Raw genomic sequence first — 26,228 nt, 5'->3', positions numbered from 1 at the left:
GGAAAGGCTTTCGGCCGGCCTATCGTTTTCCCTTAAAAGCAGCCGATCTGCGCGCTTTTCGCCGCGATTTTCCCCGAAAAAGCGCACACCATAACCTTGGGTTATCCATGGGAACACGTTAGCTATTTGTGCCTCGCTGGTGTGCCGCCGATCATCCGCGATACGGAACGCAGTGCCTCTCTCATGTGGCGGCAATGACGGACATCCGATCCATACAAGGGGAAAACTATGTCGTCGACCTGGACCGCCGCGCGCGCCGCGGCGCATGCAGCAGCCTGTCCGGAGGCCCGGCCATGAAGATCTTCAGCGCCGGCCTGGGCACGGAAACCAACACCTTCGCGCCCATGCCCACCAGCCTCGCCTCCTTCCAGGACCGCGACTACTATCCGGCGGGCACGCATCCGGACTCGGTGACCTTTGCAGGCGCGCCGCTGTACGTGGCACGGCAGCGCGGCCGCGAGGCCGGCTGGACGCTGGCCGAAGGCCTGGTCACGTCCGCGCAGCCGGGCGGCACGACCACCCGCGCCGCCTACGAGACGCTGCGCGACCAGATCCTGGCCGACCTGCGCGCGGCGATGCCGGTGGACATGGTGTTGCTGGGCCTGCACGGCGCCATGGTGGCCGACGGCTACGACGACTGCGAGGGCGACATCCTGCGCCACGTGCGCGAGATCGTCGGCCCCGATGTGGTGGTGGGCGCCGAACTGGATCCCCATGCGCACCTGAGTCCGTTGATGGTGGAACAGGCCACGGTGCTGGTCCTGTTCAAGGAATATCCCCACACCGACATCCGTGAACGCGCGGAAGACCTGCTGGCCTTGTGCCTGGACGCGCAGGCCGGCCGCACGCGACCCGTCGCGGCGTTGGTCGACTGCGACATGATCGTGCCCATGCACACCACGCGCGAACCGGCGCAGGGCTTCGTCAGCCGCATCAAGGCGCTGGAAGGCCGCGACGGCATCCTGTCGATCTCGGCGGCGCAGGGCTTCGCCACCGGCGACGTGCCGGAAATGGGCACCAAGGTGCTGGTCTACGCCGATGGCGACGCTAGCGCCGCGCAAGCGCTGGCGCGCCGCCTGGCCGATGAACTCATCGGCATGCGCGAGCAGCTCATGGTGCCCTACCGCAGCGTGGACCAGGCGCTGGACGAAGCGCTGGCCTTCGGCGACGGTCCGGTGGTGCTGGCCGACCGGCCCGACAATCCCGGCAGCGGCGCGCCCGGCGACGCCACGTTTGTCCTGAGCCGCATGCTGGAACGCGGCGTGACGAACGCGGCGCTGGGTCCGATGTGGGATCCGGTGTCGGCGCGCATTGCGTTCGACGCCGGTCCCGGCGCGGTGCTGGACCTGCGCATCGGCGGCAAGGTCGGTCCCTTGTCCGGCGACCCTCTGGACCTGCGCTGCACGGTCAAGGCCATCCAGGCCGACATGATCATGACGGGCCTGTCCGGCGCGCCGGCAGCGATGGGGGACTGCGCGCTGGTCGAGACCCAGGGCATCGAGATCGTGCTGACCTCACTGCGCAACCAGGCCATCAACATGGACCTGTTCACGCAGCTGGGCTGCGATCTTTCTTCCAGGAAGATCGTGGTGGTCAAGTCCGCGCAGCACTTCCATGCATCGTTCTCGAAAGTCGCGCGCCACATCATCTATGTCGGCGGCAAGGGCGTCGCCACGCCCGACTGGAAAACGCTCACGTACCGCAATATCCGGCTGCCCAAGTGGCCGCTCTAAGAACCTGCCGGCGCGCGGACGCCGGCGCCTCCACCAACAAGATGGGAGCCTAGCGCGATGAAAAAACGCCTGCTTTGCCTGTTCTCGACGGCCACCCTCGGCCTGGCCTTCACCCTTGGCGCCGCGCCGGCGCACGCGCAGCAGGCCAAGACCCTGCGCATCGTGCCGCACGCCGACCTGAAGGTGCTGGATCCGACCTTCACCACCGCCTACATCACGCGCAACTTCGGCTACATGGTGTACGACACGCTGTTCGCGATGGACTCGCACAGCAAGCCGCAGCCGCAGATGGTGGAAAAGTATTCGGCCAGCGACGACAAGAAGACCTGGACCTTCACGCTGCTGCCTGGCCTGAAGTTCAGCGACGGCCAGGCGCTGACCACCGCCGACGTGATCGCGTCGCTGCAGCGCTGGTCCGCGCGCGACAACATCGGCCAGGCCATCACACGCGCCGGTGGCAAGTGGGAAGCCGTGGACGCCAACACCTTCAAGCTGACGCTGGACCAGCCGTTTGACCTGGTGCTCGAAGGCCTGGCGAAGGTGTCCAGCTATCCCGCGTTCATCCTGCCCCAGCGCCTGGCCTCGCAGCCGGCCGACCGACCGCTGACCGAGGTCGTAGGTTCCGGCCCTTACCTCTTCAAGCGCGCCGAATGGGTGCCCGGCAGCAAGATCGTGTTCGAGCAGAATCCGAACTACGTCGGCCCCAAGGCCCAGGCCGACGGCCTGGCCGGCAACAAGACCCCGCACATCCCGCGCGTGGAATGGCGCGTGCTGCCCGATTCCAACAGCGCCACGGCCGCGCTGACCAACGGCGAAGTCGACATGATCGAACAGGCGCCGGCGGACTACATCGACGCCTTGCGCGGCAACAAGAACGTCAAGATCGGCGTGATGGAGCGCGCCCAGGGCTACATCATCCTGAACCAGTCCATGCCGCCGTTCAACAACGAGAAGGCGCGCCAGGCCGTGGCCCACCTGGTGGACCAGGACAAGTTCACCGCCGCCATGGGCTACCCGGACGACCTGCGCATGAAGTACTGCGCCACGGTCTTCATCTGCGGCGGCCCCAACGACACCACTGCCGGCGCGGCGCCCTACGCCAAGCCCGATCCCGCCCTGGCCAAGAAGCTGCTGGCCGAAGCCGGATACAAGGGCGAGAAGGTCGCGATCCTGCTGCCCACCGACCTGGCCTACCTGAACTCCGCCACGCTGGTCGCCATCCAGGCGCTGCAGGACATCGGCGTCAACCTCGACATCCAGTCCATGGACTGGGCCACGCTGACCGCGCGCCGCGCCCGCAAGGAACCCATCGACAAGGGCGGCTGGAACATCTTCCTGTCGGCCGCTTCGGAGTTCAACGTCGACTCGCCCATCAGCAACACCTACCTGGGCGCGGTGTGCGGCAACAGCCTGCCGGGCTGGCCCTGCGACAAGAAGCTGGACGAACTGCGCGCCCAGTGGATTGCGGCCACCAGCTCGGACGAGCGCAAGCGCGTGCTCGACCTGTTCCAGGAGCGCGCCTATGAAGCCTTCCCCGCGATCTCGGTGGGCCAGTATTCGCGGGCATTCGCGTCGCACAACAGCCTGAAGAACGCGGAAAAGATCTGGAGCCTGCCGAACCTGTGGGTGCTGGACAAGTAATCCGCAGCCAGCCTAATCGATACGCGAGACAACCATGGGTTACATCATCCGGCGAGTGCTTGCCATCGTGCCTGTCATGGCAGTGGTGGCGGTGATCGTCTTCCTGCTGATCCACCTGTCGCCGGGAGACCCGGCGGCGCTCATCGCCGGGGATTTCGCCTCCGCCGACGACATCGCCAAGCTGCGCGTGGCGCTGGGCCTGGACGAGCCGCTCTGGCGGCAGTTCGGGCTGTGGGCGGGCAAGCTGCTGCAAGGCGACCTGGGCACGTCCATCTTCACCCACGTGCCCGTGACGCAGCTGCTGGCGCAGCGGGTGGAACCCACGTTGTCCATTGCCGCGCTCACGATGCTGGTCTCCATCATCGTGGCCGTGCCGCTGGGCGTGCTGGCCGCCTACCGCGCCGGCACCTGGATCGACCGCCTGGTGATGCTGTTCGCCGTGCTGGCGTTCTCGGTGCCGGTGTTCCTGGTCGGCTACCTGCTGATCTACGGCTTCGCCATCAAGCTGCAATGGCTGCCGGTGCAGGGCTATGTCAGCCTGTCCGAGGGCGTGGGCCCGTGGCTGCGCAACCTGACCCTGCCCTGTATCAACCTGGCGCTGGTATACATCGCGCTGATCACCCGCATGACCCGCGCGACCGTGGTGGAAGTGCTGCACGAGGACTACATCCGCACGGCGCGCGCCAAGGGCCTGGCGGTGCTGCCCGTGCTGGAGCACGCGCTGCGCAATGCCGCCATCCCGATTGCCACCACGGTGGGCGTGGGCATCGCGCTGCTGATCGGCGGCGTGGTCGTGACCGAGACTGTGTTCGCCATTCCCGGCATCGGCCGGCTGGTCATCGACGCGGTCCAGCACCATGACTATCCGGTGATCCAGAGCGTGCTGCTGCTATCGGCCGGCACCTACGTGCTGATCAATCTGCTGATCGACCTCAGCTACCGGCTGTTCGATCCTCGCATCCGTTACTGAGCCGCCGCAGGAAAGAATCATGTCAGAAAGCTCGATTTCCACCAGCCCGCCCGTGGTGCTGCACGAGGCGCTCAGCGCCAGCGGCCGCCGCTGGCGCTGGATACGCAAGCACCCCACCCTGATCCTGGGCCTGGCGCTGCTGTTGATCGTGGCGGGCCTGGCCATCGCCGCGCCCTGGATCGCCACGCACAACCCTATCAGCATCAATCCGCTGCAACGCATGAAGCCGCCGTCGGCCGAACATTACTTCGGCACCGACGCGCTGGGCCGCGACGTGTTCAGCCGCGTGGTGTGGGGCGGCCGCGTGTCGCTCGTGGTGGCCATCGTGGTGGCGCTGATCGCGACCGCGGTCGGCGTGGTGCTGGGCCTGATGGCGGGCTTCGTGCGCTGGGCCGACGCGATCATCATGCGCATCATGGACGGCATGATGGCCATTCCCGACATCCTGCTGGCCATCGCCCTGATGGCGGTGATCCGCGCCAGCCTGACCACGGTGATCATCGCGATCGCCATTCCGCAGGTACCGCGCGTGGTGCGCCTGGTGCGTTCGCTGGCGCTGACGCTGCGCGAACAGCTTTACGTCGAAGCCGCCCACGCCGTGGGCACGCGCCTGCCGGTGATCCTGCGGCGCCATGTGCTGCCCAACATGGTCACGCCGCTGGTGGTGCAGGCCACGTTCATTGCCGCCACCGCGGTGCTGACCGAAGCGGTGCTGTCGTTCCTGGGCGTAGGCGTGCCGGCCCAGGTGCCCAGCTGGGGCAACATGATGGCCGACGCCCGCAACTACGTGGCGGTGGCGTTCTACACCATCCTGTATCCGGGCATCCTGCTGGCCGTCACCGTGCTGGCGATCAACCTGATGGGCGACGGCCTGCGCGACGCGCTCGACCCCCGCCTGACCAACCAACGCTAGGAGCACGCCATGGCAATCTCTCCCGCCGCCGTCGCCCCTGGCGATGTGCTGCTCGAAGTCGACAACCTGCGCACCTACTTCGATACCGTGTCCGGCACCGTGCGCTCGGTGGACGGCGTGTCCTACCAGGTGCGGGCAGGCCGCACGCTGGGCGTGGTCGGCGAGTCCGGCTGCGGCAAGAGCGTCACCGCGCTGTCCATCCTGCGGCTGATCCCGACGCCGCCCGGGCGCTATGCCGGCGGCCAGATCCGCTACCGCGGCACCGACCTGCTGGGCCTGACCGAAAAGCAGATGCGCCAGATCCGCGGCAACCGGATCTCGATGATCTTCCAGGAACCGATGACCTCGCTGAACCCCGTGCTGACAGTGGGCCGGCAGATCGCGGAAACGGTGATGCTGCATCAAAAGCTCGGCCGCCGCGAGGCCTACCGCCGCGCCGAGGAAATGCTGCGCCTGGTGCAGATCGCGGAACCCGAACGGCGCGTGCACGAGTACCCCTACCAGCTTTCCGGCGGCATGCGGCAGCGCGTGATGATTGCGCTGGCCCTGGCCTGTAATCCCGAAGTGCTGATCGCCGACGAACCGACCACGGCGCTGGACGTGACCATCCAGGCGCAGATCGTGGACCTGCTGCGCAGCCTGCAGCAGAGCTTGGGCATGGGCATCGTGCTGATCACCCACGACCTGGGCGTGGTGGCCGAATGCTGCGACCGCGTGGCCGTGATGTACGCAGGCCGCAAGGTGGAAGAAGCTCCCGTCACCGAACTGTTCGACCGCCCCCTGCATCCGTACACGCGGGCGCTGATGGCGTCGATGCCGTCGATGAACGCGTCGACGCAACGCCTGGCCGAGATCCCCGGCATGGTGCCCGCGCCCAGCGAGCTGGGCAAAGGCTGCAGCTTCGCGCCGCGCTGCGCCTACGCCACCGACCGCTGCCGGGCCGAAGCGCCGCAATTGCTTGAACATGGCAGCGACCACGTGGTCGCCTGCCACGAAGCGGCGCGCGTCGCCGCGCAACCGGCCCCGCAGGCGGCCGCTTCGACGCCCCCCGGCGCCGCCCTGACTGGAGTCCAAGCATGAGCGCCCGCAACCAGCCCGCCGCCCCGACCACGCCCTTGCTGGAAGTGCGCGACCTGAAGATGCACTATCCCGGCGCGGGCGGCTGGTTCAAGCCGCGCCGCAAGGTCATCCAGGCCGTGGACGGCGTGTCGTTCTCTGTCGCCCGCGGCGAGACCCTGGCGCTGGTGGGCGAATCCGGCTGCGGCAAGACCACCACCGGCAAGTCCGTGCTGCGCCTGATCCAGCCGACCTCGGGATCCGTACGGCTGGAAGGCGAGGAAATCCTGGCGCTGTCGGCCGAGCAGATGCGCAGCCGCCGGCGCGACATGCAGATCATCTTCCAGGATCCGTACGCGTCGCTGAATCCACGGCTGACGGCAGGCGACATCGTCGGCGAACCGCTGCAGAACTTCCCGACCTCGGGCGGCCGGTCACGCGCCGATGAGATCGCCTGGCTGTTCTCCAAGGTCGGCCTGCGTCCGGAGGCGATGAAGAAGTTCCCGCACGAGTTCTCCGGCGGCCAGCGGCAGCGCCTGGGCATCGCGCGGGCGCTGGCCCTGCGGCCCAAGCTGATCGTGTGCGACGAACCGGTGTCCGCGCTGGACGTGTCGGTGCAGGCGCAGGTGATCAACCTGCTGATGGACCTGCAGGAAGAGATGGGCATTGCCTACCTGTTCGTCGCGCATGACCTGGCGGTGGTGCGCCACATCAGCCATCGCGTGGCGGTGATGTACCTGGGCCGCATCGTCGAGGTCGCCGACCGCGACACGCTGTTCTCGCGCCCGCTGCACCCGTACACGGAAATCCTGCTGTCGGCCGTCCCGGTTCCCGATCCGCACAAGCCCGCGCAGCGCAAGCTGCTGCAGGGCGATCCGCCCAGCCCGGCGAATCCTCCCAGCGGCTGCCGCTTCCACACGCGCTGCCCGCTGGCGCAGCCAGTGTGCAAGGAGAAGCAGCCGGTCCTGACCCAGCGGCCAGACGGCTCGGACGCCGGGCAGCACTGGGTGGCGTGCCACTTCCGATGAGCGCGCCGCGCCTGCTGGCGGGTCCTCTGCCGGGCAGCGATCCGGTCTTTGGCCGCGGCATCGCCGAGCTGCGGTCGGCCATGGCAGCGGGCGCGCTCAGCGCCATGGACCTGGTGCGCGCCTACCTGGCGCGCATCGCCGCGCACGACCAGGCCGGGCCAGCGCTCAACGCGGTCATCGCGCTGAACAGCCAGGCGCTGGCCGAGGCCGCCGATCGGGACAGGGAAAGACAGCGCGGGGCGGCGCTGGGGCCGCTGCACGGCATTCCCCTTCTGCTCAAGGACAACATCGATACCGTGGGCATGCCCGCCACCGCTGGCTCGCTCGCGCTGGCCGGCCGCCGCCCGCAGCGCGACGCCGACGTCGTGCGCCGGCTGCGCGAAGCCGGCGCCGTGGTGCTGGGCAAGACCACGATGCACGAACTGGCCTGCGGCATCACCAACGTTTCTTCACTATCCGGCCGCACGCGCAACGCCTACGACGCCGCCCGCGTTCCCGGCGGATCCAGCGGCGGTAGCGCCGTCGCGGTGGCGTCCAGCTTCGCGGCGGCCGCGATAGGCACCGACACCAGCGGCTCGATCCGCATCCCCGCGGCCTTCAACCAGGTCTGGGGCCTGCGGCCCACGGCCGGACGCTACAGCAACGCCGGCGTGGTGCCGCTGTCGCCGACGCTCGACACGGTCGGCCCGATGGCCCGCAGCCTTGCTGATATCTCAGCCCTGTGGTCGGTGATGGCGGGACAAGGCGAAGACGCGCGCGGCGCGGACCGGGCCTGGCGCATCGGCATGCTGGAAGCATTCTTCGGCCCAGCCGGCGCGGAACTGGAGGTGTCGCGCCACGTCCGCGCGGCGCTCGCCGGTTGGCAAGCCGAGGGCGCACAGATCCAGCCAGTCGCGCTGCCGCTGGAAGACGCGCGCCTGACCGCCGCCAACGTCACCGGCCATGAATTCCGCGACGCGCTTGCCCTGTGCCTGCGCGATGCGGGTCTGCCCGTGCGCAGCCTGACCGACATCCTGGACGGCGGCTATCCCCACCCGGAAGTCGCGCCGCTGCTGCGCGAGCGCGATGCGCTGCGCGATCCCGACGGCAGCGCGCGCCTCGCGGTGCTGGCCCGCGCCCAGGCGCTGCGCGACGAATTGTTGACTGCCATGGACCAAGGCCAGCTGGACCTGCTGGCCTATCCCAGCGTGCGTGGCGCGCCGGCACTGCTGGGCCAGGCCCAGCGCGGCGGCAATGGGCTGCTCGCGGCGGTGACGGGGCTGCCGGCCTTGAGCGTGCCCATCGGCTTCACGCCCAGCGGAATACCCGTCGGCCTGGAACTGCTGGGTCGCGCGGGCAGCGAGCGCCAGCTGTTTCAGGCTGCGCGGCGCTTCCAGGCTTGAAAACTCCTTGCCGCGTAAGCAGCCGTAGCGGTCACGCCCTGGCCTCCTCGACGATCCAGTCGATGAAGGCGCGGACTTCCGGACGCTGGACCGCGCCGGGCCTGCTGACGGCGTAGTAGGCGAACCTCGCGGGCCAGGGCTTGTCCAGCGCCTGGACCAGGCGTCCGGCCGCGATCTCTTCCTGCGCGTGCGCGGCGGGCACCAGCGCAAGTCCCTGGCCCGCTTCCGCCGCCCGGATCAGCAGGAAATCGTCATCGAACGCATTGCCGCGCTGCGCCCGGGCATCCTGGGCCACGCCATGCGCGCTTAGCCACAGCGGCCAATCGGCGCGGTCCGCATCGTGCAGCAGCGGGTAATCCAGGCAGTCCGCCGGTTCGGCCAGCGCCGCTGCGAAGCCTGGCGCGGCCACCGGCACGAGCACCGGCGCCATCAGCGGCACCACATCCAGTCCCGGATAATCGCCCAGCCCGTGGCGCAGGGCGACATCGACGTGGTCGCGCCGCAGATCGACCAGGGCAGGCGTCGCCTCTACCCGGATTTCGATGTGCGGATGCCGTTCCTTGAACCGCCCCAGGCGTGGAACCAGCCAAGACGCCGCGAACGTCGCCACGGTACTAACGGTCAGGCTTTGCCGCGCCTGCTTAGCGGCCAGCATGTCCACTGCCTTGTCGATCTGCGCGAACGCCGCGCTAAGCATCGGATACGCCTCGGCGCCCGCCTCCGTCATGCGCATGCCGTGGCGTTCGCGCACCAGCAGGGCGATGCCGAGCCGGTCCTCCAGCAGCCGGATCTGCTGGCTGACGGCGCCCGGCGTGACATGCAAGGCCTGCGCCGCCGCGGTGATGCTGCCGCGCTGGCTTACCTCGACAAAAGTGCGCAGCGCCTGCAGGGGAAGCGTTGCCGTCATTTTAGATTTCCTAAATTTAAAAGTGAGAAATGATCGCTGTACCGGATCCCGCTCAACAAAGAAAATTTCAATGCCGCCGCGGATCCTGAATATTTAGCTAATCTTAAATGAGCAAGCCCATGCTGAATCTATACACCGATAGTTCTCCCAATGGCTACAAGGCCACCATCGCGCTGGAAGAACTGGAACTGCCCTACCGCCTGCACCATGTGCGCATCGCGCAGGGCGAGCACCGCCAGCCGGATTTTCTGGCCCTGAATCCGCACGGCCGCATTCCGGTACTGACCGATGATGAAACCGGCGTGGCGCTGTTCGAATCGGCGGCCATACTGCTGTATCTCGCGGAAAAGACCGGGAGGCTGCTGCCCACGGACATCCAAGGCCGCTGGGAAGCGATCAAGTGGCTGCAATTCCATTCCAGCAGCGTCGGTCCCATCATCGGGCAACGCGTGAACTTCGAGGTGTTCGACAAGGCGCGCAACCCCGCCGCGCTCGAACGCTACCAGCGCCTGACCGAGGATGCGCTCGCGGTGCTGGACCGCAGGCTGGCCGATCAGCCCTACCTTGCCGGCGACGCCTACTCCATCGCCGATATCGCGCATTTCGGCTGGAGCCACATCGCACGGATCATCGATTTCGATTTCAGCCATCACCGGCACCTGAGCGCATGGCACGAACGCGTGGCAGCGCGGCCCGCGGTCGCCAAAGGCATCACCCTGCCCGCGCCGGCAACGGGCGCTTGAAGGAAACAAGGACAGTCGGAATGGACACCACCCTCTCTCTCCATGGCACGACGGGAGCGTCGTACTTCGCTTTTTCCGCGCACCCCGGCTATCGGCGGATGTTCGCGCCCGACCGCCTGACGCTGGGCATCTTCCTGCCGCTGCGCTTCTATGAAGGCAGCATGGCGGTCCTTGCGGGGCAGGCCGAACTTGTGCGGCAGATCGACCGGCAGGAGTTTGCCGCCGTCTGGGTGCGCGACGTACCCTTGTACTCCCCTTCGTTCGGCGATGCCGGCCAGGTCTTCGATCCGTTCACCTACCTGGCCTTTCTGGCGGCGCAAACGAAGAAGATTGCACTGGCCACGGGCAGCGCGATCTTTTCCCTGCGCCCCCCCATCGATCTGGCCAAGGCGGCGACAACCATCGACCAATTGTCGGGCGGCCGGCTGGTGCTGGGGATTGCGTCGGGAGACCGTCCGGTCGAGTTTCCTGCCTATGGGCTGAATCACGACGAACGCGCTGCGCGTTTCGCCGAGGCGGTTTCGTACTTCCGTCAGTTGATGCGCCCAGGACGCCTGGAGATCGATTCGCCGCTGGGGCGCTTCAGCAACGCGGAATTCCTGCCCAAGCCCGCCGTGGGCGTCATTCCGCTCATCGTCACGGGTTCGTCGGGGCAGTCGCTGCCGTGGATCGCCGAACACGCCGATGGCTGGCTGACCTATCCCGACGCCACCGATACGTCGACAGGACCCAAGCGCCTGGGGGCCAAGATCCGTGCCTGGCGCGCCCAGATTCCCGACGGCGGCTTCCGGCCGCACATGACCAATGAATGGCTGGACCTGGCCGAAGACCCCGACCATCCCCGCACGCCCTTGCATAACGGCTTCGTGCTGCGCACGGGCAGGAAAGGCTTGATCGCGTTGCTGGAAGAATGGCAGGAGGCCGGCGTCAATCACGCCGCGCTGGGCATCCAGTTCTCGCAACGGCCCGCGGCGGACGTGCTGCAGGAACTGGCGGAGGAAGTGCTGCCGCATTTCCCCACGCATGAAGGGCCTGGGACTTTGCCGGACGCTTGGTAGCTCACGCAGGCGGCTACGCTATCCTTGACGGTTTTCATCCTCCAACCCCGTCATGGCGCAGCCCTCCGCCCGCATACTCGAAGGAACCATCGACCAGATCCGCCTCGCGGTGCCGCTCGTGCGGCACGATGCGTTCCTGCGCGTAGGAACAGAAAGCGTGATCGCCGCCGGGCTGGAAGCGCCGCAGATCAATCAATTGCAGCGCCTGCATCAGCAGGGCATGCCGGCGCGCCTGGGTGTGATGGACGGCGAAGAGGGGCCGGCCGTCTTCTCCTGGGCGGTTCCGGCGCGTGGAGAGCCCATCCCGCCGCGCTACTACCAAACCCTGAAACGGCGCGGCTGGCGCGAGATCGTCATCGGCGGCGCGGTCTGCGCGGCGTTCGTGTGGCTGGCTTGGCTGCTCGGCATCGCCAGCCTCACACGCGTGTTCCTGATGGTCTTCTCGCTGGTCGTCGCCCTGGTGGCGCTGGTGGTGGCGGGTTCGGCCATGCACGGCCTCTGGCACAACCGCCGCCACCGCCCGCTGATCCTGGCCACCGAAGCGCTTTTCGATCCCGAGCAAAAGCCGGTTGCCGGCATACCTGCCCCGCCGCCCGAGCCGCCACGCCTGGAGCCGCTATCGACGCAGGACGAGGGCGAACCGCCCATCGGGTACGTGCGGGGCCGCCTTACCGGCCTCACGCATGAGATGCGCCAGGTTCACAAAGGGCCGAACTATGGCATCTACCGCTACACGGTCAACGGCGTGGACTACGCGATGATCGCCCAGGAAGCGTTCGGCGACGCGCTGCCCTTCCTGGCCGAGGGCGACCGCGTCGAATTGGCAGTGCGCACGGCCTCCGTCCACCAGGATGGCCGGCGCGCCGTCTATGCGCTGCGCAATCTGGAAGATGGCCGCTGCTATATGTGCCACCGCTACTACGGCGGCGAGCAAGGCAGGGACACGCCTATCCGCGTGGGCATGAACCAGCGCGCGCGCCTGCTCAAGCTGATAGGCGCGTTGATGCTGACGGCCTGGCTGTTCGTGGTCGGCCTGCAGTTTTTCGCCGGACCGGACGACGGTTCGTTCCGGGACTTTCCCGAACTGGCCGTCTTCCTGCTGGCGCTCTTCTTCATCGTGTGGCTGGGCTTCGCCCTGCCCCTGCTATGGCTGGACACGCGCTGGCGCATGGGCAGGCCCACGCGGCGGCAGCGTTTCACGCAGCGGATCTACGCCATGCTGGACCTCGGTACGCCCCTTGCGCCCTCGCAGCGCATCGAAGACGTGTAGCGCGCGCAGGCCTCAGTTGCCCAGCAGCTTCACCGTCTGCGGGTTGTAGCCGGAATACGCGCCGCCGCAGCCCGTATAGGCTTGCGCGGCGGCGGGCAGGCCGGTAGCGCGGACGGAGAGTTCGCCGCGCGCGCGGATCTCCCTGTAGCGTTCGGCAGCCACCGTCTCATCCGGCAGGAAGTACAGCCGCACGCGCTGCAGGCCCTTGCCTGGGTCCTTGCCGCTCGCCGCGCTGAAGGCCGGGACGTTCACTGTCGCCTCGCGCCAGGTCCCGGGTTCTTCCAGCGTCTGCCAACGCACCCGCAAGGGCTGCTCCAGATCGAGCAGGACCGGGCTACCGCCACGCACCGGATCGCAAGGCTGCCGCAGCACGCTGCGCGCCGCCTGCGAGCCCATGTCATAGGCCTGGCCGTTGATCTCCACCCGGGCGATGGTCTGCGGCGTCAAGTTCTGCAGGCTGAAAATCGCCACCCCGGGCATCCCGGCCGCCTCCATCCGGTCGTCGGTGGTGCCAGCGAAGCGCGCGATGCCCGGCGCCACCTCGACGTGATCGGCATAGTGGTAATAGTGATAAACCACCAGCTCCGCTTCGCCCTGCGCGGACGCCGAGGGCAGCTTGCCCATATCCGGATACGGCTGGCGTTTCAGCGGCACGGACGCGCCTGGCGTTCCGTCCTGGCTGGAGTACACGTAGCGATCCACGCCGTCCTTCAGGCGCGCGCCGTCGTAGGGGAAATTCTCGCTGGCCGCGGCCCCCTGGTTCGGATAGCGGCGAAAGCGCGAAAACATGTATTGAGCCACCGACCCGGGCTCCAGGTACGGCGACGAGCCCGACGACACGCTCCCGCCGCTCCGGTCCGTCCAGATCGTGCGCCCGCTCAGATTGACGTGCGCTTCCTCGATCGCTGGGTGCGACGCCTGGAAACGGTCCCACCTGCCCTGCTCGATGGAGTCGCTGACGGGCACGATGGCAAGTGCCAACACCGTGGGCAGGAACATCAACGCGTGGACGCGCCCCGGCACCTGGCCTTTATCGCGCACCATGTAGATGATCCAGCACAGCGCCAGCACCAGGGCCAGAGGCCCGCCGAACAACACGCCATAGCTCAACAGCGCCTGCGCGCCCCAGCCCAGATTGGGGCTGGAGACGAACACGATGCCCAGGAACGCCAGCAGTCCCGCCAGCAGGAAGGAGACGATGATGCCAAACAGGTAGTGCCGGATTTGCTTCAAGTGCGCAGTCCTCGCCGGTCGCGGCATCGGCGCCATCCCGGTAGGCATGGCAGCCGACGATCTAGTCTAGCGGCAGGATAACGCTAATTCCAGTTCCGCTCTGGATCGGGAAGCGGATTTTGCCTGTCAATCCGCCAGCGCCCGCCCTGTTCTCTACGATGACGGGCGGCCCTTCCAGCGCCCCCCAGGCTCGTCGCCTACTTGCCCTTGCGCAGCGACAGCGGCACACCCCAGATCGGGTCTTCCATGCCCTGCTTGCCCAAGGGCGTGATCTGCATCGGTGTCATCTTGGCCAGAAGCTGACGGTGTTCCGCGCTTACGTTCTCAAGCCGCTCGATGTACTTCTGCGTGAACTCCATGGGCGCTGGACGCGTATAGACGGTCAGATCTTCGAGCGGGCATTCGATCATCTTCGGATCGACCGCGCGGCAGGCGGACTGCCGGTACTTGTAGCTCGGCGTCTTCAGGTGCATGCGCTGGCTCAGCACCAGTTGGCCGCCCTTGAGCGTGAAACTTGCCAGCGCCTGCTGCGGCGGGATGCGGGCCTGCACCTTGATCGCGGGGATATCGCGGGAATCGGTCTCTTCGCGATAGCCGGCCGCACCGAGCTGCGTGGTCTCGCTGTATTGCTGCTCGCCCCAGCTCACGCAGGCGCCCGAAGCCGCGTGCACGGCGGTGCAGACCGTGCGCGTCTTGGTCTCGGTGCCATAGGTAGCGTCGCGCCAGTTGGTTTCCCGGTAGAACTCGCGATAGAGCTCGGGCGACAGATAGGCGGTGCCGTTGGCGCCGCGGCCCGAACCCTCCTTGCCGCTCGCAGCGCCGACCTGGTCAAGCAAGGCATTCAGCTTGTAGTCGTCGCCACCGGTCAGCAGATATTTGCCCGGCGGCAGGATATGCACCTCGAAGGCCTGGAACAGATAGGTCGTCTTCTTGTCCCGTTGTAGCGAGTTGGTCTGAAAGCCGCGGCTGAAAGTTATGCGCGGATCCTTTTCGTACATCCAGATGACGCGCGAGGTCCATTTGGTCATTTCCAACGCGTCGCTCAGCGAACGATGCGGCATGATGTCGGCCACCAGCACCACGGCCATATCGTCCTTCAGCGCCGCGTCGATCAGGTCCAGCAGCTGGGCATAGCGCGGATCGTTCCTGGTGCCTTCGGCGCTCAGGAACGGATGAGGCGCGCAGCCGGACAGGGCCAGCGCGAGCGCCAGGGCGGACAGGGCAAGTCGCGGACGCGTCAGGGTCATGGATCAGTCCTTGGTATGAGCGGGATCGGTCGGTTGAGCGCGCATACTACTGGCTCGGGGCCAGATCGCAATCCTTGCATAGCGGCTGAAACACACGCCGGCCGGCTCCGATCCGGCGTTCATGCAGACCCGCGCAAGCGCCCGGCCATGCCTCGCAGCCGCAAGGCCAGTAACGGCGGGGCCGCGGCTCCCCCGTACTGCCGCGCCGCCTCGCATGGGCGGTCGGATCGCTGACACAAAAGGTTTGAAATTATTTGTTGCGATTGTTTCTCGTCTCGGCGACGCTAGGCGTCGTCCATCGCGATTCCGCCCGGAGACCCCCGCCATGTCGCTCGCCCTTTACGGCCATCCCTTCTCCTCCTACACGCAGAAGGTGCTGATCGCGCTGTACGAAAACGGCACTCCATTCGAGTTCCGCTGCATCGGCCCCGACACGCCAGAGCACGCGGCCGAATGGCTGCGCCGCTGGCCCCTGCACAAGTTCCCGCTGCTGGAAGACGGCGGCCGCAACATCGCCGAGACCAGCATCATCATCGAGCATCTGCAGCTGGATCATCCCGGGCCGCAGCGCCTGCTGCCCGCCGATCCCAGGGCGGCGCTGCAGGTGCGCTTCCTGAATCGGTTCTTCGACCTGCACGTCATGAACTGGACGCAGCATGCGGTAGGTGGCGCGCTCTCGGGCGACGAGAACAAGCGGCGGGAAACGCTGGCCCTGGCGGTGGAAAAGCTGGAAGTCGCCTATGCATGGCTCGAAACGCATCTGGCCGGCAAGACCTGGGCGGCTGGCGAGGACTTTACCCTGGCGGACTGCGCCGCCGCGCCCTCGCTGTTCTATGGCGACTGGACGCACCGCATCGCCGAATCGTATCCGGTGCTGCGCGCTTATCGGGCGCGGCTGCTTGCGCGTCCATCGTTCGCGCGGGCCGTGGAAGAAGCGCGGCCGTACCGGCCGCTGTTCCCGCTGGGCGCGCCGGACCGGGATTGACCCCGGGCCGGCAGACGCGTCACTCGTTGCCGGCGGCCATGTCCCACACCTTCTGCGCGATGGGATTCTTCTGTTCCTCGATGATGTGCGCCATCAGGCCCACCGAACGGCCGATCATCGTCAAGGCCTTGCCCAACTCCGGCGTCAGGCCCATATCGAGCACGATGGCGCCCTTGGCCCCGGTGGCATTCAGCGGAATCTTGCGGCCCGACTGGCGGGCGGCCGCCGCGGCCAACTCGACGGCAAAGCGCGAGTAATTGCCGTAATAGCCGCAGTCCCTGGCGATCTCGAACATCTTTTCGCAACGGGGATCGCCGTCCACGTGTATGGGATGCCCCACGCCGGGAATCTTGCGCTTGGCCGCCTTGTTGGCCGCGACGCATTCCTCGGCATAGCGGCGCAGTTCCTCGTCCGTGTAGCTATCCTGCTTGGGCAGGGCGTCGCGCAGAAAGCGCGCGGCGTATTCGATCACGCCAAGAAAGCGGCTGCCTGCGCCCAGCAATCCCGCCGCCAGGGCGCCCTGCATGGCCTCGGGCGCGCCGTGCAGGGTCAGCCGCGCCGACAAGGCGCTGGGCGTGAGGCCATGGTCGGTCGCGCTCACCAGGAACAGGTTGAGCATGGTCTTGAGCTGCGGCGTGGGGAACTCGCCCAGCAGCTCCAGGGCCAGCACGTCGATGAAATCGCGCTGGAACAGGTCCTGCACCAGGTCATGGCCTCGCACCAGGATGGTATGGGCGTCGCCGCCTCCGATCTTGCTGTCGAACATCTGAAATCTCCGTGTTTTTTTCCGGGCAGCGGACGGCCGCTGCGCCGGCCTGCTATTCGATGACGGCATCCAGCGCCACCACGCCGCGCCCTTCGTCCAATACCACCAGCGGGTTGACCTCCAGCGATTGCACGTCGTCTCCCAGCGCCGTGAACAAGGCCGCGATGCGCAGCACGGCATCCACCAGGGCCGCCCTGTCGCGCGCCGGCAGGCCGCGATGGCTGGCCAGGCGGCGCGCGATGCGCGTTTGGTCCAGCGCGCGCTCGATCTGCTTGCGGCTGGCCGGCAGGTGGCAGCGCGCCACGTCGGCCTCGACCTCCACCCACACGCCGCCCGCGCCCACGCTCAGCACCGGGCCGAAGACCTCGTCGCGATGCAGGCCCACCAGCATTTCCACGCCGTCGACCACCATCTCCGACACCAGCACGCCGCGGATGGCCGCGACGGGCACCTGATGCCGCGCCGCGTTCGCGACAATGTTCTCGAAAGCCTGCCGCACTTCGGCTTCATCGCGCAGCCGCAGCTGCACGCCGCCGATCTCGCTCTTGTGCAGCACGCCGTCGGCCACCAGCTTGAGCGCCACCGGAAAACCGATGGCGCACGCGGCTGCCGCCGCCTCTTGCGCCGTGGCCGCCTGGGATTCCCGGGGCGCGCGCACGCCGTACTGCGCCAGCAGCGCCTTGGCCTGCGCTTCATTGCAGGGCAGCGTTACGACAGGCGCGGCCGCCGGCAGGCCTGCGGGCGGAGCGTCCGGCGCCTCGTCGGCCCCCAGGTCCGCGTACGCGCTGACGCGCTTGAGCGCCTGCATGGCGTTGCGCAGGCTGTAGACCGGTGCGAATCCTTCCTGGATCAGAAGGTCGTGCGCCGGCCCGCGGCGGCTGCTCATCCAGACGGGCACGAAGGCCTTGGCTCCGCCCTGTGCGACCGCCAGCATGTTGCGCACCAGCCCTTCGGTGCTGGCCGAATAATTGGAGGTGATGGGATAGAGCACGGCGTCCACGCCCGGGTCCGCAAACAGCGGCGCCAGGCAGCGCCGCGCCAGATCCGGGTCGGTCAGCGCCTTGGTGGTCAGGTCCACGGGATTGGTCAGGGCCGCGTAGGCGGGCGCGTGCCGCGCCATCTCGGCCACGGTTTCATCCGCCAGCGCGGCCATGGCCAGCCCGGCTTCGCCCACCTTGTCGGCCGATAGCACGCCCGCGCCGCCCGACGATGAATACACGCAGATGTTGCGCAGGCGGCGCACGCCCACGCGCGATATCAGGCTGGCGACGTCCAGCAGTTCGTCCAGGTCTTCGACACGGATGACGCCGTACTGCGAGAACACCGCGTCGTTGACGGCATCCTCGCCCGCCAGCGAGGCAGTATGCGATTGCGCCGCCTTCTTGCCGAAATCCGAGCGGCCGATCTTCAGCGCGATCAGCGGCTTGCCCGCGCGGCGCGCGGCCGCCGCCGCCGCAATGAAACGCGGGCCGCTGCGTATGCCTTCCATCACGGTGCAGATCAGGTCGGTTCCCGGGTCATGCGCCAGCCAGTTGATGAAGTCCGCGCTGTCCAGGTCCAGTTCGTTGCCGGTGGAGAACCAGCGCGAAAAGCACACGCCGCGCTCGTTGCCCTGCATGAGCGAACGGCCCAGGCCTCCGCCCTGCGTCACCAAGCCGATGCGCGAAAGCTTTCCCGTCCTGCCGTCGTTGCGGAATTCGGTGGAAAAGGTCAGGCCCAGGCGCGGCGCCAGCATGGTCATGCCCGCGCAGTTGGGACCGTACAGGCGCATGCCGCTGCGCTGCGCCAGCGCCAGCATCTCGGCCTCGACCGTGCGCCCCGCTACGCCCAGCTCGGCGAAACCGCCCGTGAACACGATGACGTAGCGCACGCCCTTGGCGGCGCAGGCGCGCAGCGTGGCGACGGCGGATTCGGCCGGCACCAGCAGCAAGGCCACGTCGATACCTTGCGCCGGCACCGCGTCCACGCTGGCATGCAAGGGTTTGCCGAAGAGTTCGCCGCCCTTGGGGTTGACCAGGTGCACCTCGCCGTCGAAATCCGAGTGCTCCAGCACGTTGACCACGGTGGTATGGCCCAGCGTGCCAGGCTTGCTGGAGGCGCCCACGATCATGACCGAACGCGGCCGCGTCAGCTCCACCAGATCGTCGAAGCGGACGTTGGGATCAAACTGGGAAGGACTGGCGCTCATGCGGCCTCCGGGCGGCATTTCATCAGGGTGGTCCATTCCGACTCCACCACGACCTCGCCGTTCTGGTTCTTCACCGTGCGCAGCATGGTCACGCGGCCCGTGCCGGGGCGCTTCTGCGACAGCGTCTTCTCGCCTATGCTCAATTCGACATGGATGGTGTCACCGATGAGCACGGGCTTGCGCCACACGCAGCGCAGTTCGGTCAGCGCCAGCCGGGTGCCGTCCATCAGGCGGTACACCGGCATGCGGGTGGTCAGGCCCGACGCGATGGCCAGGGTCAGCATGCCGTGCGCGGCGCGCTGGCCGAAGGGATGGCTGGCGGCGAATACGGCATCCGTGTGCAGCGCGTTGTAGTCGCCGGACAGCCCGGCGAACTGCACCACATCCGCTTCGGTGACCGTGCGGCGCGGACTTTCCCAGGACTGCCCGGACGCCAGGTCCTCGAAGTACAGGCGGCGGCCCAGATGTTCGTCCAGATCGAATGGCGTGCTCATGCGTAACGCCCTCCCGTCACGTGCACGGTCTCGCCCGTGGTGAAGCCGGCCAGGCGCGATGCCAGGAAGGCTACCGTCGCGGCCACATCGGCCGGGTCGCCCAGCCGGCCGACCGGCGTGTTGGTCTTGGCGCGTTCGGTCAGCTCTTGGTAGTCGGGGCGCTTCTGCATGCGCGGCGTCGAAATGACGCCCGGGGCGACCGCGTTGGCGGTTATGCCGAACTTGCCGGACTCCAGCGCCAACGAACGGGTAAAGCCGATCAGCCCGGCCTTGGCGGCCGAGTAGTTGGTCTGCCCGGGATTTCCCAGATGGGCGCGCGAGGCAATGTTGATGACGCGGCCGAAGCGCTGTTCCATCATCAGCGGCAGCACTGCGCGCGAGCAATGGAATGCCCCTTGCAGCGTCACGTCCAGCACCGCGTGCCAATCTTCCTCGGACATCTTGGTCAGATAACGGTCGCGCGCGAAGCCCGCGTTGTTGACCAGGATATCCACCTTCTTCCAGCGCTCGACCGCCTGCTGCACGGCGCGGCCGACCTCGTCCTTGTTGGTCACGTCGGCGCGCACGCCCAGGACGTTCCCGCCCAAGGCAGACAGTTCGGCGCAGGCGGATTCGATCGCCTCTTCATTGGCGTCGCAAACCACCACATTGCAGCCTTCCTGCACGAAGCGCCTGGCCATTGCCATGCCCAGCGTGCCCGCGCCGCCCGTGATGAAAGCGGTGCAACCCTTCAGTTCCAGATCCATGATGCCATTCCATTCGAGTTTCAATGTTCCTGCCGCGCCGGGCCCGCCCGGGCCCGGCGTTCAATCGACCTGCAGCCGCGCCTTCTCCACCAGAGCCTGGGCGCCGGCCCTCTCCTTGGCCCAGAAGACCGCGAAGGCTTCGGGCGTGCTGCCCACCAGCGGCGTGTAGATGCGCGCGAAGCGTTCCTGCACTTCGGGCATCTGCAGGGTGTCGCGCAAGGCCTTGGAGAACTTGTCGACGATGGGTTGGGGCGTGCCCGCCGGCATGACCACGGCCTGCCAGGTCGTCACTTTGAAGCCGGGCACGCCGGACTCGGCCACCGTGGGCACGTCGGGCATGTCCGCCACGCGCTGGTCGCCGCTGACGGCAAGGGCGCGCAGCGCGCCTTCCTTGATGAAGGGCGCGGTGGTGGAGCGGCTGTCCACCATGAAGGACAGGCGCCCGGCGATCAGGTCCTGCAGCGCGGGCGCGCTGCCCTTGTAAGGCACGTGCGTCATGGGCGCGTTCAGGGCCAGCGACAGCGCGGCGCCCGCCACGTGCATGGAACTGCCGTGCCCGGCGGACCCGTACGACAACCCCGCGTCGGGCTTCTTCGCCGCCTGCACCAGGTCCTGCATGGTCTGGAATGGCGACGACTTCGGCACCACCACAACCAGCGGCGAATCGGTCAATTGCGTGACCGGCACAAAGGCCTTGCCCGGATCGACCTGCACGCCCTTGTAGAGATAAGTGTTGATGGCCAGCGGCCCGACGTTGGCCCACAGCGCCGTGTAGCCGTCGGGTTCGGCCGTGGCCACGGCCTGGTTGGCGATGTTGCCGTTGGCGCCGGGCTTGTAGATCGGCACCACGGGCTGGCCGAGCTTTTTGGACAGCTCGTCCTGCACCATCTTGAACGCGATGTCCGAAGCGCCCCCGGGCGCGAAACCGATGACCATGCGCAGCGGACGGTCGGGCCATTCCGCGTGCGCGCCGGCCGCCAGCATGCAGGCGGCCAGGCCCGAGGCCAGCTTGACGATGAACTTCATGTTGTCTCCTGTGGGCGCCACGCTAGATCGTGGTGTCGTACTTGACGTTCTTGAGCTGGGTGTTTTCGTAGATGGCTTCCAGCCCGCGTTCCTTGCCGATGCCAGACTGCTTGTAGCCGCCAAACGGCGCATCGAACGACGTCCGCAGGCCGGTGTTGATGGCCACGCTGCCCGACTGCAGGCCGCGCGCCATGCGCAGGGCGCGGCCGCCGTCGCGCGTGTACAGCACCGCGGCCAGCCCGTAGCGCGTGTCGTTGGCGATGCGCAAGGCGTCGGCTTCGTCGCGAAAGCCGATCACGGATTGCACCGGGCCGAAGATCTCGTCCTGCGCGCTCTGCATGCGCGCGTGGGAGTTCAGCAGCAGCGTGGGCGGCACGAAGTAGCCCTTGGCCGTGTCGCCTTCCAGCTTCATGTTGCCGTAATGGACGGGCTGCGCGCCCTCTTCCCGCGCCAGCGCCACGTACTTCTCGACGCGCTGCTTCTGGGCCGCGCTGACCAGGGGGCCCATCTCGGTCGCTGGGTCCGCGGGCGAGCCGATGCGCACGGCGTCCAGGCGCTGCTGCAGCAGGCCAAGGAATTCCTCGCGCACGGAATCCTGTACCAGCAGGCGCGTGCAGGCGATGCAGACCTGGCCGGAATTCTTGATGATGTCGCCCGCGGCCACGGCCGCCGCCTTGTCCAGCGGCGCGTCCTCGAACACGATCAGCGGCGACTTGCCGCCCAGCTCCAGCGTGACGCGCTTGACGTCGGCGGCCGCGGACGCCTGGATACGCGCGCCGGTCACGGTGCCCCCGGTGAACGACACCCGTGATACCAGCGGATGAGTGACCAGCCGTTCGCCCACCGTGGCGCCGGGACCGTTGACCACGTTGATCACGCCGGGCGGAAAGCCGGCTTCCTCGAACAAGCGCGCCAGCGCCATGCTGGACAGCGGCGTCACTTCCGAGGGCTTGAGGATCACCGTATTGCCCGCGGCCAGCGCCGGACCGAGCTTGTTGACGGTCAGCGTCATCGGGTAATTCCACGGCATGATGAGCGCGCACACGCCCAGCGGCTCGCGTATCGTGAAATTGAGCACGTCGGCATTGCCCACCGGTATGGTCTCGCCGCGCAGGGCCGGAATGATGCCCGCGAAGTACTCCAGCGACGCCGGCATGCCCTTGAGCGAATCCAGCGAATGCGTAATGGGCTTGCCCACGTTCAGCGTTTCGATCCAGGCGAGCTTTTCGCGGTCGCGCTCGAACAGCTCGGCCAGGCGCCGCAGCAGCTTGCCGCGCTGGGCCGGTGTGGTCTTGCGCCAGTGCGTTTCAAAGGCGTTGTGCGCAGCCTGCACGGCGGCGTCGACGTCGGCCGCCGATGCCTCGTGCACGCTGGCAAGCACCTGCGCCGTGGCCGGGTTGCAGGTATCGAACGTGCGGCCTTCGGCGCCAGCGCGCCAGTTTTCCCCGATCAGCAGTTCATAGGGGCGGGAATCGATGACATCCATGCGGGCGCTCCTTACGCGGCCATTTGCAGGTATAGGGATTGGATTTCTTCCGGCGCGAGTACGCGCGGATTGATGGGCATGGACGCGCTCAGCATGGCCTGGCTGGCCAGCTGAGCGGCGTCCTGCTCAGACAGCGCCAAGCCGGAAAAGCGCAGGGGAATGCCCGCCAGCCGCGCCAGCGACTCGACCGCCTCGATCAGGGCCAGGGCGTCCTGTTGTTCGTCGCCCGTCGCGGCTATGCCCAGCGCGCGGGCGGCCTCGGCGTAAGGCGCGGCGGCGGTCTGCGCCGTGTGGCGCGCCACCACGCTGAAGATCGGACCCAGCACTTCCGCATGCGCCATGTGGACGCGCGACTCCAGCGGCGTGCACATGGCGTGCACGGCGTCCACCTTGCTCATGCCGATGGCCAGGCCCGCCATATATGCGCCCATCTGCATGTCGGCGCGCGCGCGCAGGCTGTCCGGGGCGCGCAGCACGTCGGGCAGCGCCCGCATGCACAGGCGCAGGGCCTGCAAGGCCATGGCCTTGCCGACAGGGGAAGGATCGGTATTGATCCAGGCGCCCAGCGCATGCAGCACGGCGTCGAAGCCGCCCTGCGCGGTGGGGCGCGGCGGCAGGCTGAGCGTAAGCTCGGGCTGCAGCGCCACCAGCGCCGGACGGGCGCGCAAGGAACGGTACAGGCGCTTGCGCCCGTCGTCGCCCTGGATCAGCGCGGCCGAGCTGCTTTCGCTGCCGGTGCCCGAAGTCGTGGGCACGGCGATGAAGAGCGGATCGGCGGGATCGGCGGCGGCGTTCAGCCAGGCTTGCCCACACAGCGCCTGCAATTCGGCGGCATCGAACCCGCCCGCCAGGCAGGCGTAGACCGCCTTGGCCACGTCGATGGCGCTGCCCCCGCCCACCGCCAGCACGCTGGCGCAGCCCTGCTCGCGCGCCACGTGCAGCGCGGCCCGCACCTGGTCCATGGCGGGATTGGGCACCACGCCGTCATAGACATGCCATTGCAGTCCCGGCATGGCGGCAAGCGCCGCTTCGACCGCGGCGCCCGTTGCGCCCCAGGTGCCGGCATCGGTCACCACCAGCGGCAGGCGCAGGCGCGCGCCCGCGGCCGCCAAGGTTCTGGCCAGGGCCTTCCCGCCCCAATGGCAAACGCCAGGCCAGGACATCACGCCCTGGGCCTGTGGCGCACAATCCTGCTGACCGCTCATTCGTCCTCCTGATCTTGCATAATTTGCTATGCGAATTTATAATTCATTTAGTGAATTGATCATAAAAAAGGAGCTTGCCCATGTCAAGAGCCTCGCCTCGCGCGCCCAAGAACGACGCCACCGAAGATTCCGCGGAACCCGACCGCCAATTCGTCACCGCGCTGGCCCGCGGGCTGGACATCCTGCGCTGCTTCAGCGCCGAACGGCGCATGCTGGGCACGACGGAACTGGCCCATCTGACCGGCCTGGCCCAGCCCACGGTCTGGCGGCTGTGCCATACCCTGCAAAAGACGGGATTCCTGGCCGCCGTGCCAGGCAAGGACAAGCTGCAACTTGGTATCGCCGCCATCGCGCTGGGCGGCGCGGCGCTGGCGGGGCAGGAAGCGCTGGACATCATCCGGCCCATGTTGCAGGCGCTGGCCGACCGCTATCAGGTCGCGGTGGCGCTGGGACGGCGCGACGGCGACAGCATCGTCTACCTGCTGCGCTGCCAGGGAAATTCGCCGCTGCTGATGAATCTGCGCGTGGGTTCGCGCATACCGCTGTTCCATAGCGCGATCGGCTGGGCCTACCTGGCCTGCTGCTCGCCCGAGGAACGCGAGGCCCTGCTGCAAGAGGCCCGCGCATCCGGCAAGGCCGGCGATGCCACGGAGCAACAGGCCATTGCCGACGCCATCGCCCGGTATCCGGAGCGCGGCTTCGTCTATCACGAGCGCCCCGCCTATCAGATCAACACCGTCGCCGCCGCCATCGAACTGCCCGCCGGCGAACGCTACGTGGTCAGCTGCGGCGGCCCGGCGGCGCTGCTGCCCCGGCAACTGATGCTCGATGAAGCCGGCCCCACGCTACGGCAGTTGGCGCATGAACTGCAGCCCATCCTGCTGATGGGGAGGCACGTGTGACCCAGCCTCTTGCTCCGGCCATTCCGCAACGCTGGCCCACCCGCATCACCGAACTGATGGGCATACGCTGGCCGTTGCTGCTGGGCGGCATGATGTGGCTGTCGGATGCGCGGCTGGTCGCCGCCATGGTGCGCGCAGGCGGCATGGGTTTCATGACCGCGCGCAGCTCACGCACGGACCAGGACTTCCGGCAGGCGCTGCGCGATTGCGGCGAACTGACGGGCGGCCTGCCGTTCGGCGTCAACCTCACGCTGTCGCGCCGCGCGGCCAATAACGAGTCCATGCTGACGCGGCTGCGCATCGCGCTCGACGCGGGCGTGCGCCTGTTCGAAACGGCGGGCCTGCCGCCCACGCCGCTGCTGCCCGCGCTGCGCGAGGCTGGCGCCATCGTCATCCACAAGTGCGCGCATGTGCGCCATGCCGTCGCGGCGCAGAACATGGGCGTGGACGCAGTCACGCTGGTCGGCATGGAAGAAGGCGGCCACCCCGGCAGCAACCAGCTGCCCACCTTCCTCAACGGCGCCTATGCCCTGGAACAGCTGCGCATTCCGCTGGCGCTGGGCGGCGGCATCGGCCACGGCCGGCAGATCGCCGCGGCGCTGGCCCTGGGCGCCGACGCCGTGGTGATGGGCAGCGTCTTCACGCCAGCGCAGGAGACCCCGGCGCACGCCGCGTACAAGCAGCGCGTGGTCGACACCAGCGAGCACGGCACCCGCGCCGTGCTCGGCAGCCTGGGCGACACCTGGCGCATTCTCGACAACGAAAACGCCCGCAAGGTCGCCGCGCTGGAACAGGCGGGCGCCAGCAGCTACGCGGACTTCGGCGAACTGATCAGCGGCGAACGCACCCAGGCCCTCGCCTATCAGGCGGGCCAGCATGAAGAAGGCATGCTGTCCATGGGCCCGGCGGTGGGCTTCGCCCGCGGCATAGAACCCGTGGAAAGCATCGTCCTGCGGCTGCAGCGGGAATGCGTGCAGGCCAGCGCGCGCTTCAGGCACATGCTCGATTCCGCTTGAATCCGGTCCCGCGCCAGCGGGCCGTTTCTCACCTCCCGCATCCCTGCCCCGCCCTGTGCGCGGCAGGGATTTTTCATGCGCGAACGGCGCCGAATCCAGCCGCCGGTCGAAAACCCGTTATTGCAGCGTCCTGATGGCCGCAGTATCATCAATTCATTAAACGAATTATTAATTCGCAATGCGAATAATAAACGGATCACCCAAGAATCCGTCCGCGCAACGCAAGCGCGCTC

23 protein-coding genes are annotated in these 26,228 nt (G+C 67.7%); 13 read left to right on the top strand and 10 right to left on the bottom strand.

Annotation, left to right across the window (positions count from 1 at the left end; translation table 11 throughout):
• Positions 1-293: 293 nt before the first annotated feature.
• Genes DXK93_RS28820 through DXK93_RS28790 form a run of 7 tightly spaced genes read left to right on the top strand, consistent with a single transcriptional unit; the run spans position 294 to position 8,723 of the window.
• Positions 294-1,733: a M81 family metallopeptidase gene (locus DXK93_RS28820; protein WP_119451916.1), complete on the top strand. Its 1,440-nt coding sequence runs from the start codon at positions 294-296 to the stop codon at positions 1,731-1,733.
• A gap of 57 nt (positions 1,734-1,790) precedes the next feature.
• Positions 1,791-3,374, top strand: a complete 1,584-nt coding sequence (locus DXK93_RS28815) for an ABC transporter substrate-binding protein (protein ID WP_119451899.1) — start codon at positions 1,791-1,793, stop codon at positions 3,372-3,374.
• A 34-nt stretch (positions 3,375-3,408) separates the two neighbouring features.
• Positions 3,409-4,344 (top strand): ABC transporter permease, encoded by a 936-nt coding sequence (locus DXK93_RS28810; RefSeq protein WP_054451821.1) that lies wholly within the window; start codon positions 3,409-3,411, stop codon positions 4,342-4,344.
• Positions 4,345-4,363: 19 nt separating this feature from the next.
• A complete protein-coding gene (locus DXK93_RS28805) occupies positions 4,364-5,257 on the top strand; it encodes an ABC transporter permease (RefSeq protein WP_054451823.1) in 894 nt (297 codons plus the stop codon).
• A 9-nt stretch (positions 5,258-5,266) separates the two neighbouring features.
• Positions 5,267-6,337, top strand: a complete 1,071-nt coding sequence (locus DXK93_RS28800; protein ID WP_054451825.1) for an ABC transporter ATP-binding protein — start codon at positions 5,267-5,269, stop codon at positions 6,335-6,337.
• Positions 6,334-7,341 (top strand): ABC transporter ATP-binding protein, encoded by a 1,008-nt coding sequence (locus DXK93_RS28795; RefSeq protein ID WP_119451898.1) that lies wholly within the window; start codon positions 6,334-6,336, stop codon positions 7,339-7,341. The genes DXK93_RS28800 and DXK93_RS28795 overlap by 4 nt, the downstream gene beginning before the upstream one ends.
• Positions 7,338-8,723, top strand: coding sequence for an amidase (locus tag DXK93_RS28790; RefSeq protein WP_119451897.1), 1,386 nt, complete (start codon positions 7,338-7,340; stop codon positions 8,721-8,723). The genes DXK93_RS28795 and DXK93_RS28790 overlap by 4 nt, the downstream gene beginning before the upstream one ends.
• A gap of 31 nt (positions 8,724-8,754) precedes the next feature.
• Here the strand turns inward: DXK93_RS28790 and DXK93_RS28785 are convergent, their stop codons facing one another.
• A complete protein-coding gene (locus DXK93_RS28785) occupies positions 8,755-9,630 on the bottom strand; it encodes a LysR substrate-binding domain-containing protein (protein ID WP_054451830.1) in 876 nt (291 codons plus the stop codon).
• A gap of 119 nt (positions 9,631-9,749) precedes the next feature.
• Between DXK93_RS28785 and DXK93_RS28780 the strand changes: the two genes are divergently transcribed.
• The 3 genes from DXK93_RS28780 to DXK93_RS28770 all read left to right on the top strand — a co-directional run bounded on the left by DXK93_RS28780 (position 9,750) and on the right by DXK93_RS28770 (position 12,701).
• On the top strand, positions 9,750-10,373 hold the full coding sequence (locus tag DXK93_RS28780) for a glutathione S-transferase family protein (protein ID WP_054451831.1): 624 nt from the start codon (positions 9,750-9,752) through the stop codon (positions 10,371-10,373).
• Positions 10,374-10,471: 98 nt separating this feature from the next.
• Positions 10,472-11,431, top strand: coding sequence for an LLM class oxidoreductase (locus DXK93_RS28775; RefSeq protein ID WP_199728350.1), 960 nt, complete (start codon positions 10,472-10,474; stop codon positions 11,429-11,431).
• Between the two features lie 52 nt (positions 11,432-11,483).
• Positions 11,484-12,701 (top strand): hypothetical protein, encoded by a 1,218-nt coding sequence (locus DXK93_RS28770; RefSeq protein WP_119451895.1) that lies wholly within the window; start codon positions 11,484-11,486, stop codon positions 12,699-12,701.
• A 12-nt stretch (positions 12,702-12,713) separates the two neighbouring features.
• Here the strand turns inward: DXK93_RS28770 and DXK93_RS28765 are convergent, their stop codons facing one another.
• Both DXK93_RS28765 and DXK93_RS28760 read right to left on the bottom strand, forming a co-directional pair.
• Positions 12,714-13,934, bottom strand: a complete 1,221-nt coding sequence (locus DXK93_RS28765; protein ID WP_119451894.1) for a hypothetical protein — start codon at positions 13,932-13,934, stop codon at positions 12,714-12,716.
• A gap of 197 nt (positions 13,935-14,131) precedes the next feature.
• Positions 14,132-15,181: a hypothetical protein gene (locus DXK93_RS28760; protein WP_119451893.1), complete on the bottom strand. Its 1,050-nt coding sequence runs from the start codon at positions 15,179-15,181 to the stop codon at positions 14,132-14,134.
• A gap of 325 nt (positions 15,182-15,506) precedes the next feature.
• Between DXK93_RS28760 and DXK93_RS28755 the strand changes: the two genes are divergently transcribed.
• Positions 15,507-16,166 carry a glutathione S-transferase family protein gene (locus DXK93_RS28755; protein ID WP_119451892.1) on the top strand — a complete coding sequence of 220 codons (660 nt, stop codon included), beginning with the start codon at positions 15,507-15,509 and terminating at the stop codon, positions 16,164-16,166.
• Between the two features lie 19 nt (positions 16,167-16,185).
• Here the strand turns inward: DXK93_RS28755 and DXK93_RS28750 are convergent, their stop codons facing one another.
• The 7 genes from DXK93_RS28750 to DXK93_RS28720 are packed head-to-tail and all read right to left on the bottom strand — an operon-like array spanning position 16,186 to position 24,077.
• On the bottom strand, positions 16,186-16,932 hold the full coding sequence (locus tag DXK93_RS28750; RefSeq protein WP_054451836.1) for a citryl-CoA lyase: 747 nt from the start codon (positions 16,930-16,932) through the stop codon (positions 16,186-16,188).
• Between the two features lie 52 nt (positions 16,933-16,984).
• Positions 16,985-19,120 (bottom strand): acetate--CoA ligase family protein, encoded by a 2,136-nt coding sequence (locus DXK93_RS28745; protein WP_119451915.1) that lies wholly within the window; start codon positions 19,118-19,120, stop codon positions 16,985-16,987.
• Positions 19,117-19,614, bottom strand: coding sequence for a MaoC/PaaZ C-terminal domain-containing protein (locus DXK93_RS28740; protein ID WP_054451838.1), 498 nt, complete (start codon positions 19,612-19,614; stop codon positions 19,117-19,119). The genes DXK93_RS28745 and DXK93_RS28740 overlap by 4 nt, the downstream gene beginning before the upstream one ends.
• Entirely contained in the window at positions 19,611-20,360 is a 750-nt protein-coding gene (locus DXK93_RS28735; protein ID WP_054452294.1) for an SDR family NAD(P)-dependent oxidoreductase, read from the bottom strand. The genes DXK93_RS28740 and DXK93_RS28735 overlap by 4 nt, the downstream gene beginning before the upstream one ends.
• Positions 20,361-20,420: 60 nt before the next feature.
• On the bottom strand, positions 20,421-21,386 hold the full coding sequence (locus DXK93_RS28730) for a tripartite tricarboxylate transporter substrate binding protein (protein ID WP_054451839.1): 966 nt from the start codon (positions 21,384-21,386) through the stop codon (positions 20,421-20,423).
• Between the two features lie 22 nt (positions 21,387-21,408).
• Complete coding sequence (locus tag DXK93_RS28725) at positions 21,409-22,872, bottom strand: aldehyde dehydrogenase (RefSeq protein WP_119451891.1); 1,464 nt, start codon at positions 22,870-22,872, stop codon at positions 21,409-21,411.
• A gap of 11 nt (positions 22,873-22,883) precedes the next feature.
• Entirely contained in the window at positions 22,884-24,077 is a 1,194-nt protein-coding gene (locus DXK93_RS28720) for an iron-containing alcohol dehydrogenase family protein (RefSeq protein ID WP_119451890.1), read from the bottom strand.
• 80 nt (positions 24,078-24,157) lie between these two features.
• Between DXK93_RS28720 and DXK93_RS28715 the strand changes: the two genes are divergently transcribed.
• Both DXK93_RS28715 and DXK93_RS28710 read left to right on the top strand, forming a co-directional pair.
• A complete protein-coding gene (locus tag DXK93_RS28715) occupies positions 24,158-24,979 on the top strand; it encodes an IclR family transcriptional regulator (protein WP_054451842.1) in 822 nt (273 codons plus the stop codon).
• Positions 24,976-25,995: a nitronate monooxygenase family protein gene (locus DXK93_RS28710; RefSeq protein ID WP_119451889.1), complete on the top strand. Its 1,020-nt coding sequence runs from the start codon at positions 24,976-24,978 to the stop codon at positions 25,993-25,995. The genes DXK93_RS28715 and DXK93_RS28710 overlap by 4 nt, the downstream gene beginning before the upstream one ends.
• Positions 25,996-26,228 lie beyond the last annotated feature (233 nt).

Origin of the sequence: Achromobacter sp. K91, from assembly GCF_003576205.1 — a bacterium.
Lineage (GTDB): Bacteria > Pseudomonadota > Gammaproteobacteria > Burkholderiales > Burkholderiaceae_B > Achromobacter > Achromobacter aegrifaciens.
The sequence above is the reverse complement of the archived record's forward strand: the minus strand, read 5'-3'. Positions and strand labels throughout refer to the sequence as shown.

Coding starts and splice junctions, on each gene's coding strand:
- DXK93_RS28770 (WP_119451895.1), top strand. CDS start 11,484: ATGGCGCAGCCCTCCGCCCGCATACTCGAAGGAACCATCGACCAGATC.
- DXK93_RS28780 (WP_054451831.1), top strand. CDS start 9,750: ATGCTGAATCTATACACCGATAGTTCTCCCAATGGCTACAAGGCCACC.
- DXK93_RS28820 (WP_119451916.1), top strand. CDS start 294: ATGAAGATCTTCAGCGCCGGCCTGGGCACGGAAACCAACACCTTCGCG.
- DXK93_RS28730 (WP_054451839.1), bottom strand. CDS start 21,386: ATGAAGTTCATCGTCAAGCTGGCCTCGGGCCTGGCCGCCTGCATGCTG.
- DXK93_RS28715 (WP_054451842.1), top strand. CDS start 24,158: ATGTCAAGAGCCTCGCCTCGCGCGCCCAAGAACGACGCCACCGAAGAT.
- DXK93_RS28810 (WP_054451821.1), top strand. CDS start 3,409: ATGGGTTACATCATCCGGCGAGTGCTTGCCATCGTGCCTGTCATGGCA.
- DXK93_RS28755 (WP_119451892.1), top strand. CDS start 15,507: ATGTCGCTCGCCCTTTACGGCCATCCCTTCTCCTCCTACACGCAGAAG.
- DXK93_RS28760 (WP_119451893.1), bottom strand. CDS start 15,181: ATGACCCTGACGCGTCCGCGACTTGCCCTGTCCGCCCTGGCGCTCGCG.
- DXK93_RS28790 (WP_119451897.1), top strand. CDS start 7,338: ATGAGCGCGCCGCGCCTGCTGGCGGGTCCTCTGCCGGGCAGCGATCCG.
- DXK93_RS28735 (WP_054452294.1), bottom strand. CDS start 20,360: ATGGATCTGGAACTGAAGGGTTGCACCGCTTTCATCACGGGCGGCGCG.
- DXK93_RS28745 (WP_119451915.1), bottom strand. CDS start 19,120: ATGAGCGCCAGTCCTTCCCAGTTTGATCCCAACGTCCGCTTCGACGAT.
- DXK93_RS28740 (WP_054451838.1), bottom strand. CDS start 19,614: ATGAGCACGCCATTCGATCTGGACGAACATCTGGGCCGCCGCCTGTAC.
- DXK93_RS28775 (WP_199728350.1), top strand. CDS start 10,472: ATGTTCGCGCCCGACCGCCTGACGCTGGGCATCTTCCTGCCGCTGCGC.
- DXK93_RS28805 (WP_054451823.1), top strand. CDS start 4,364: ATGTCAGAAAGCTCGATTTCCACCAGCCCGCCCGTGGTGCTGCACGAG.
- DXK93_RS28720 (WP_119451890.1), bottom strand. CDS start 24,077: ATGAGCGGTCAGCAGGATTGTGCGCCACAGGCCCAGGGCGTGATGTCC.
- DXK93_RS28750 (WP_054451836.1), bottom strand. CDS start 16,932: ATGTTCGACAGCAAGATCGGAGGCGGCGACGCCCATACCATCCTGGTG.
- DXK93_RS28795 (WP_119451898.1), top strand. CDS start 6,334: ATGAGCGCCCGCAACCAGCCCGCCGCCCCGACCACGCCCTTGCTGGAA.
- DXK93_RS28815 (WP_119451899.1), top strand. CDS start 1,791: ATGAAAAAACGCCTGCTTTGCCTGTTCTCGACGGCCACCCTCGGCCTG.
- DXK93_RS28785 (WP_054451830.1), bottom strand. CDS start 9,630: ATGACGGCAACGCTTCCCCTGCAGGCGCTGCGCACTTTTGTCGAGGTA.
- DXK93_RS28725 (WP_119451891.1), bottom strand. CDS start 22,872: ATGGATGTCATCGATTCCCGCCCCTATGAACTGCTGATCGGGGAAAAC.
- DXK93_RS28800 (WP_054451825.1), top strand. CDS start 5,267: ATGGCAATCTCTCCCGCCGCCGTCGCCCCTGGCGATGTGCTGCTCGAA.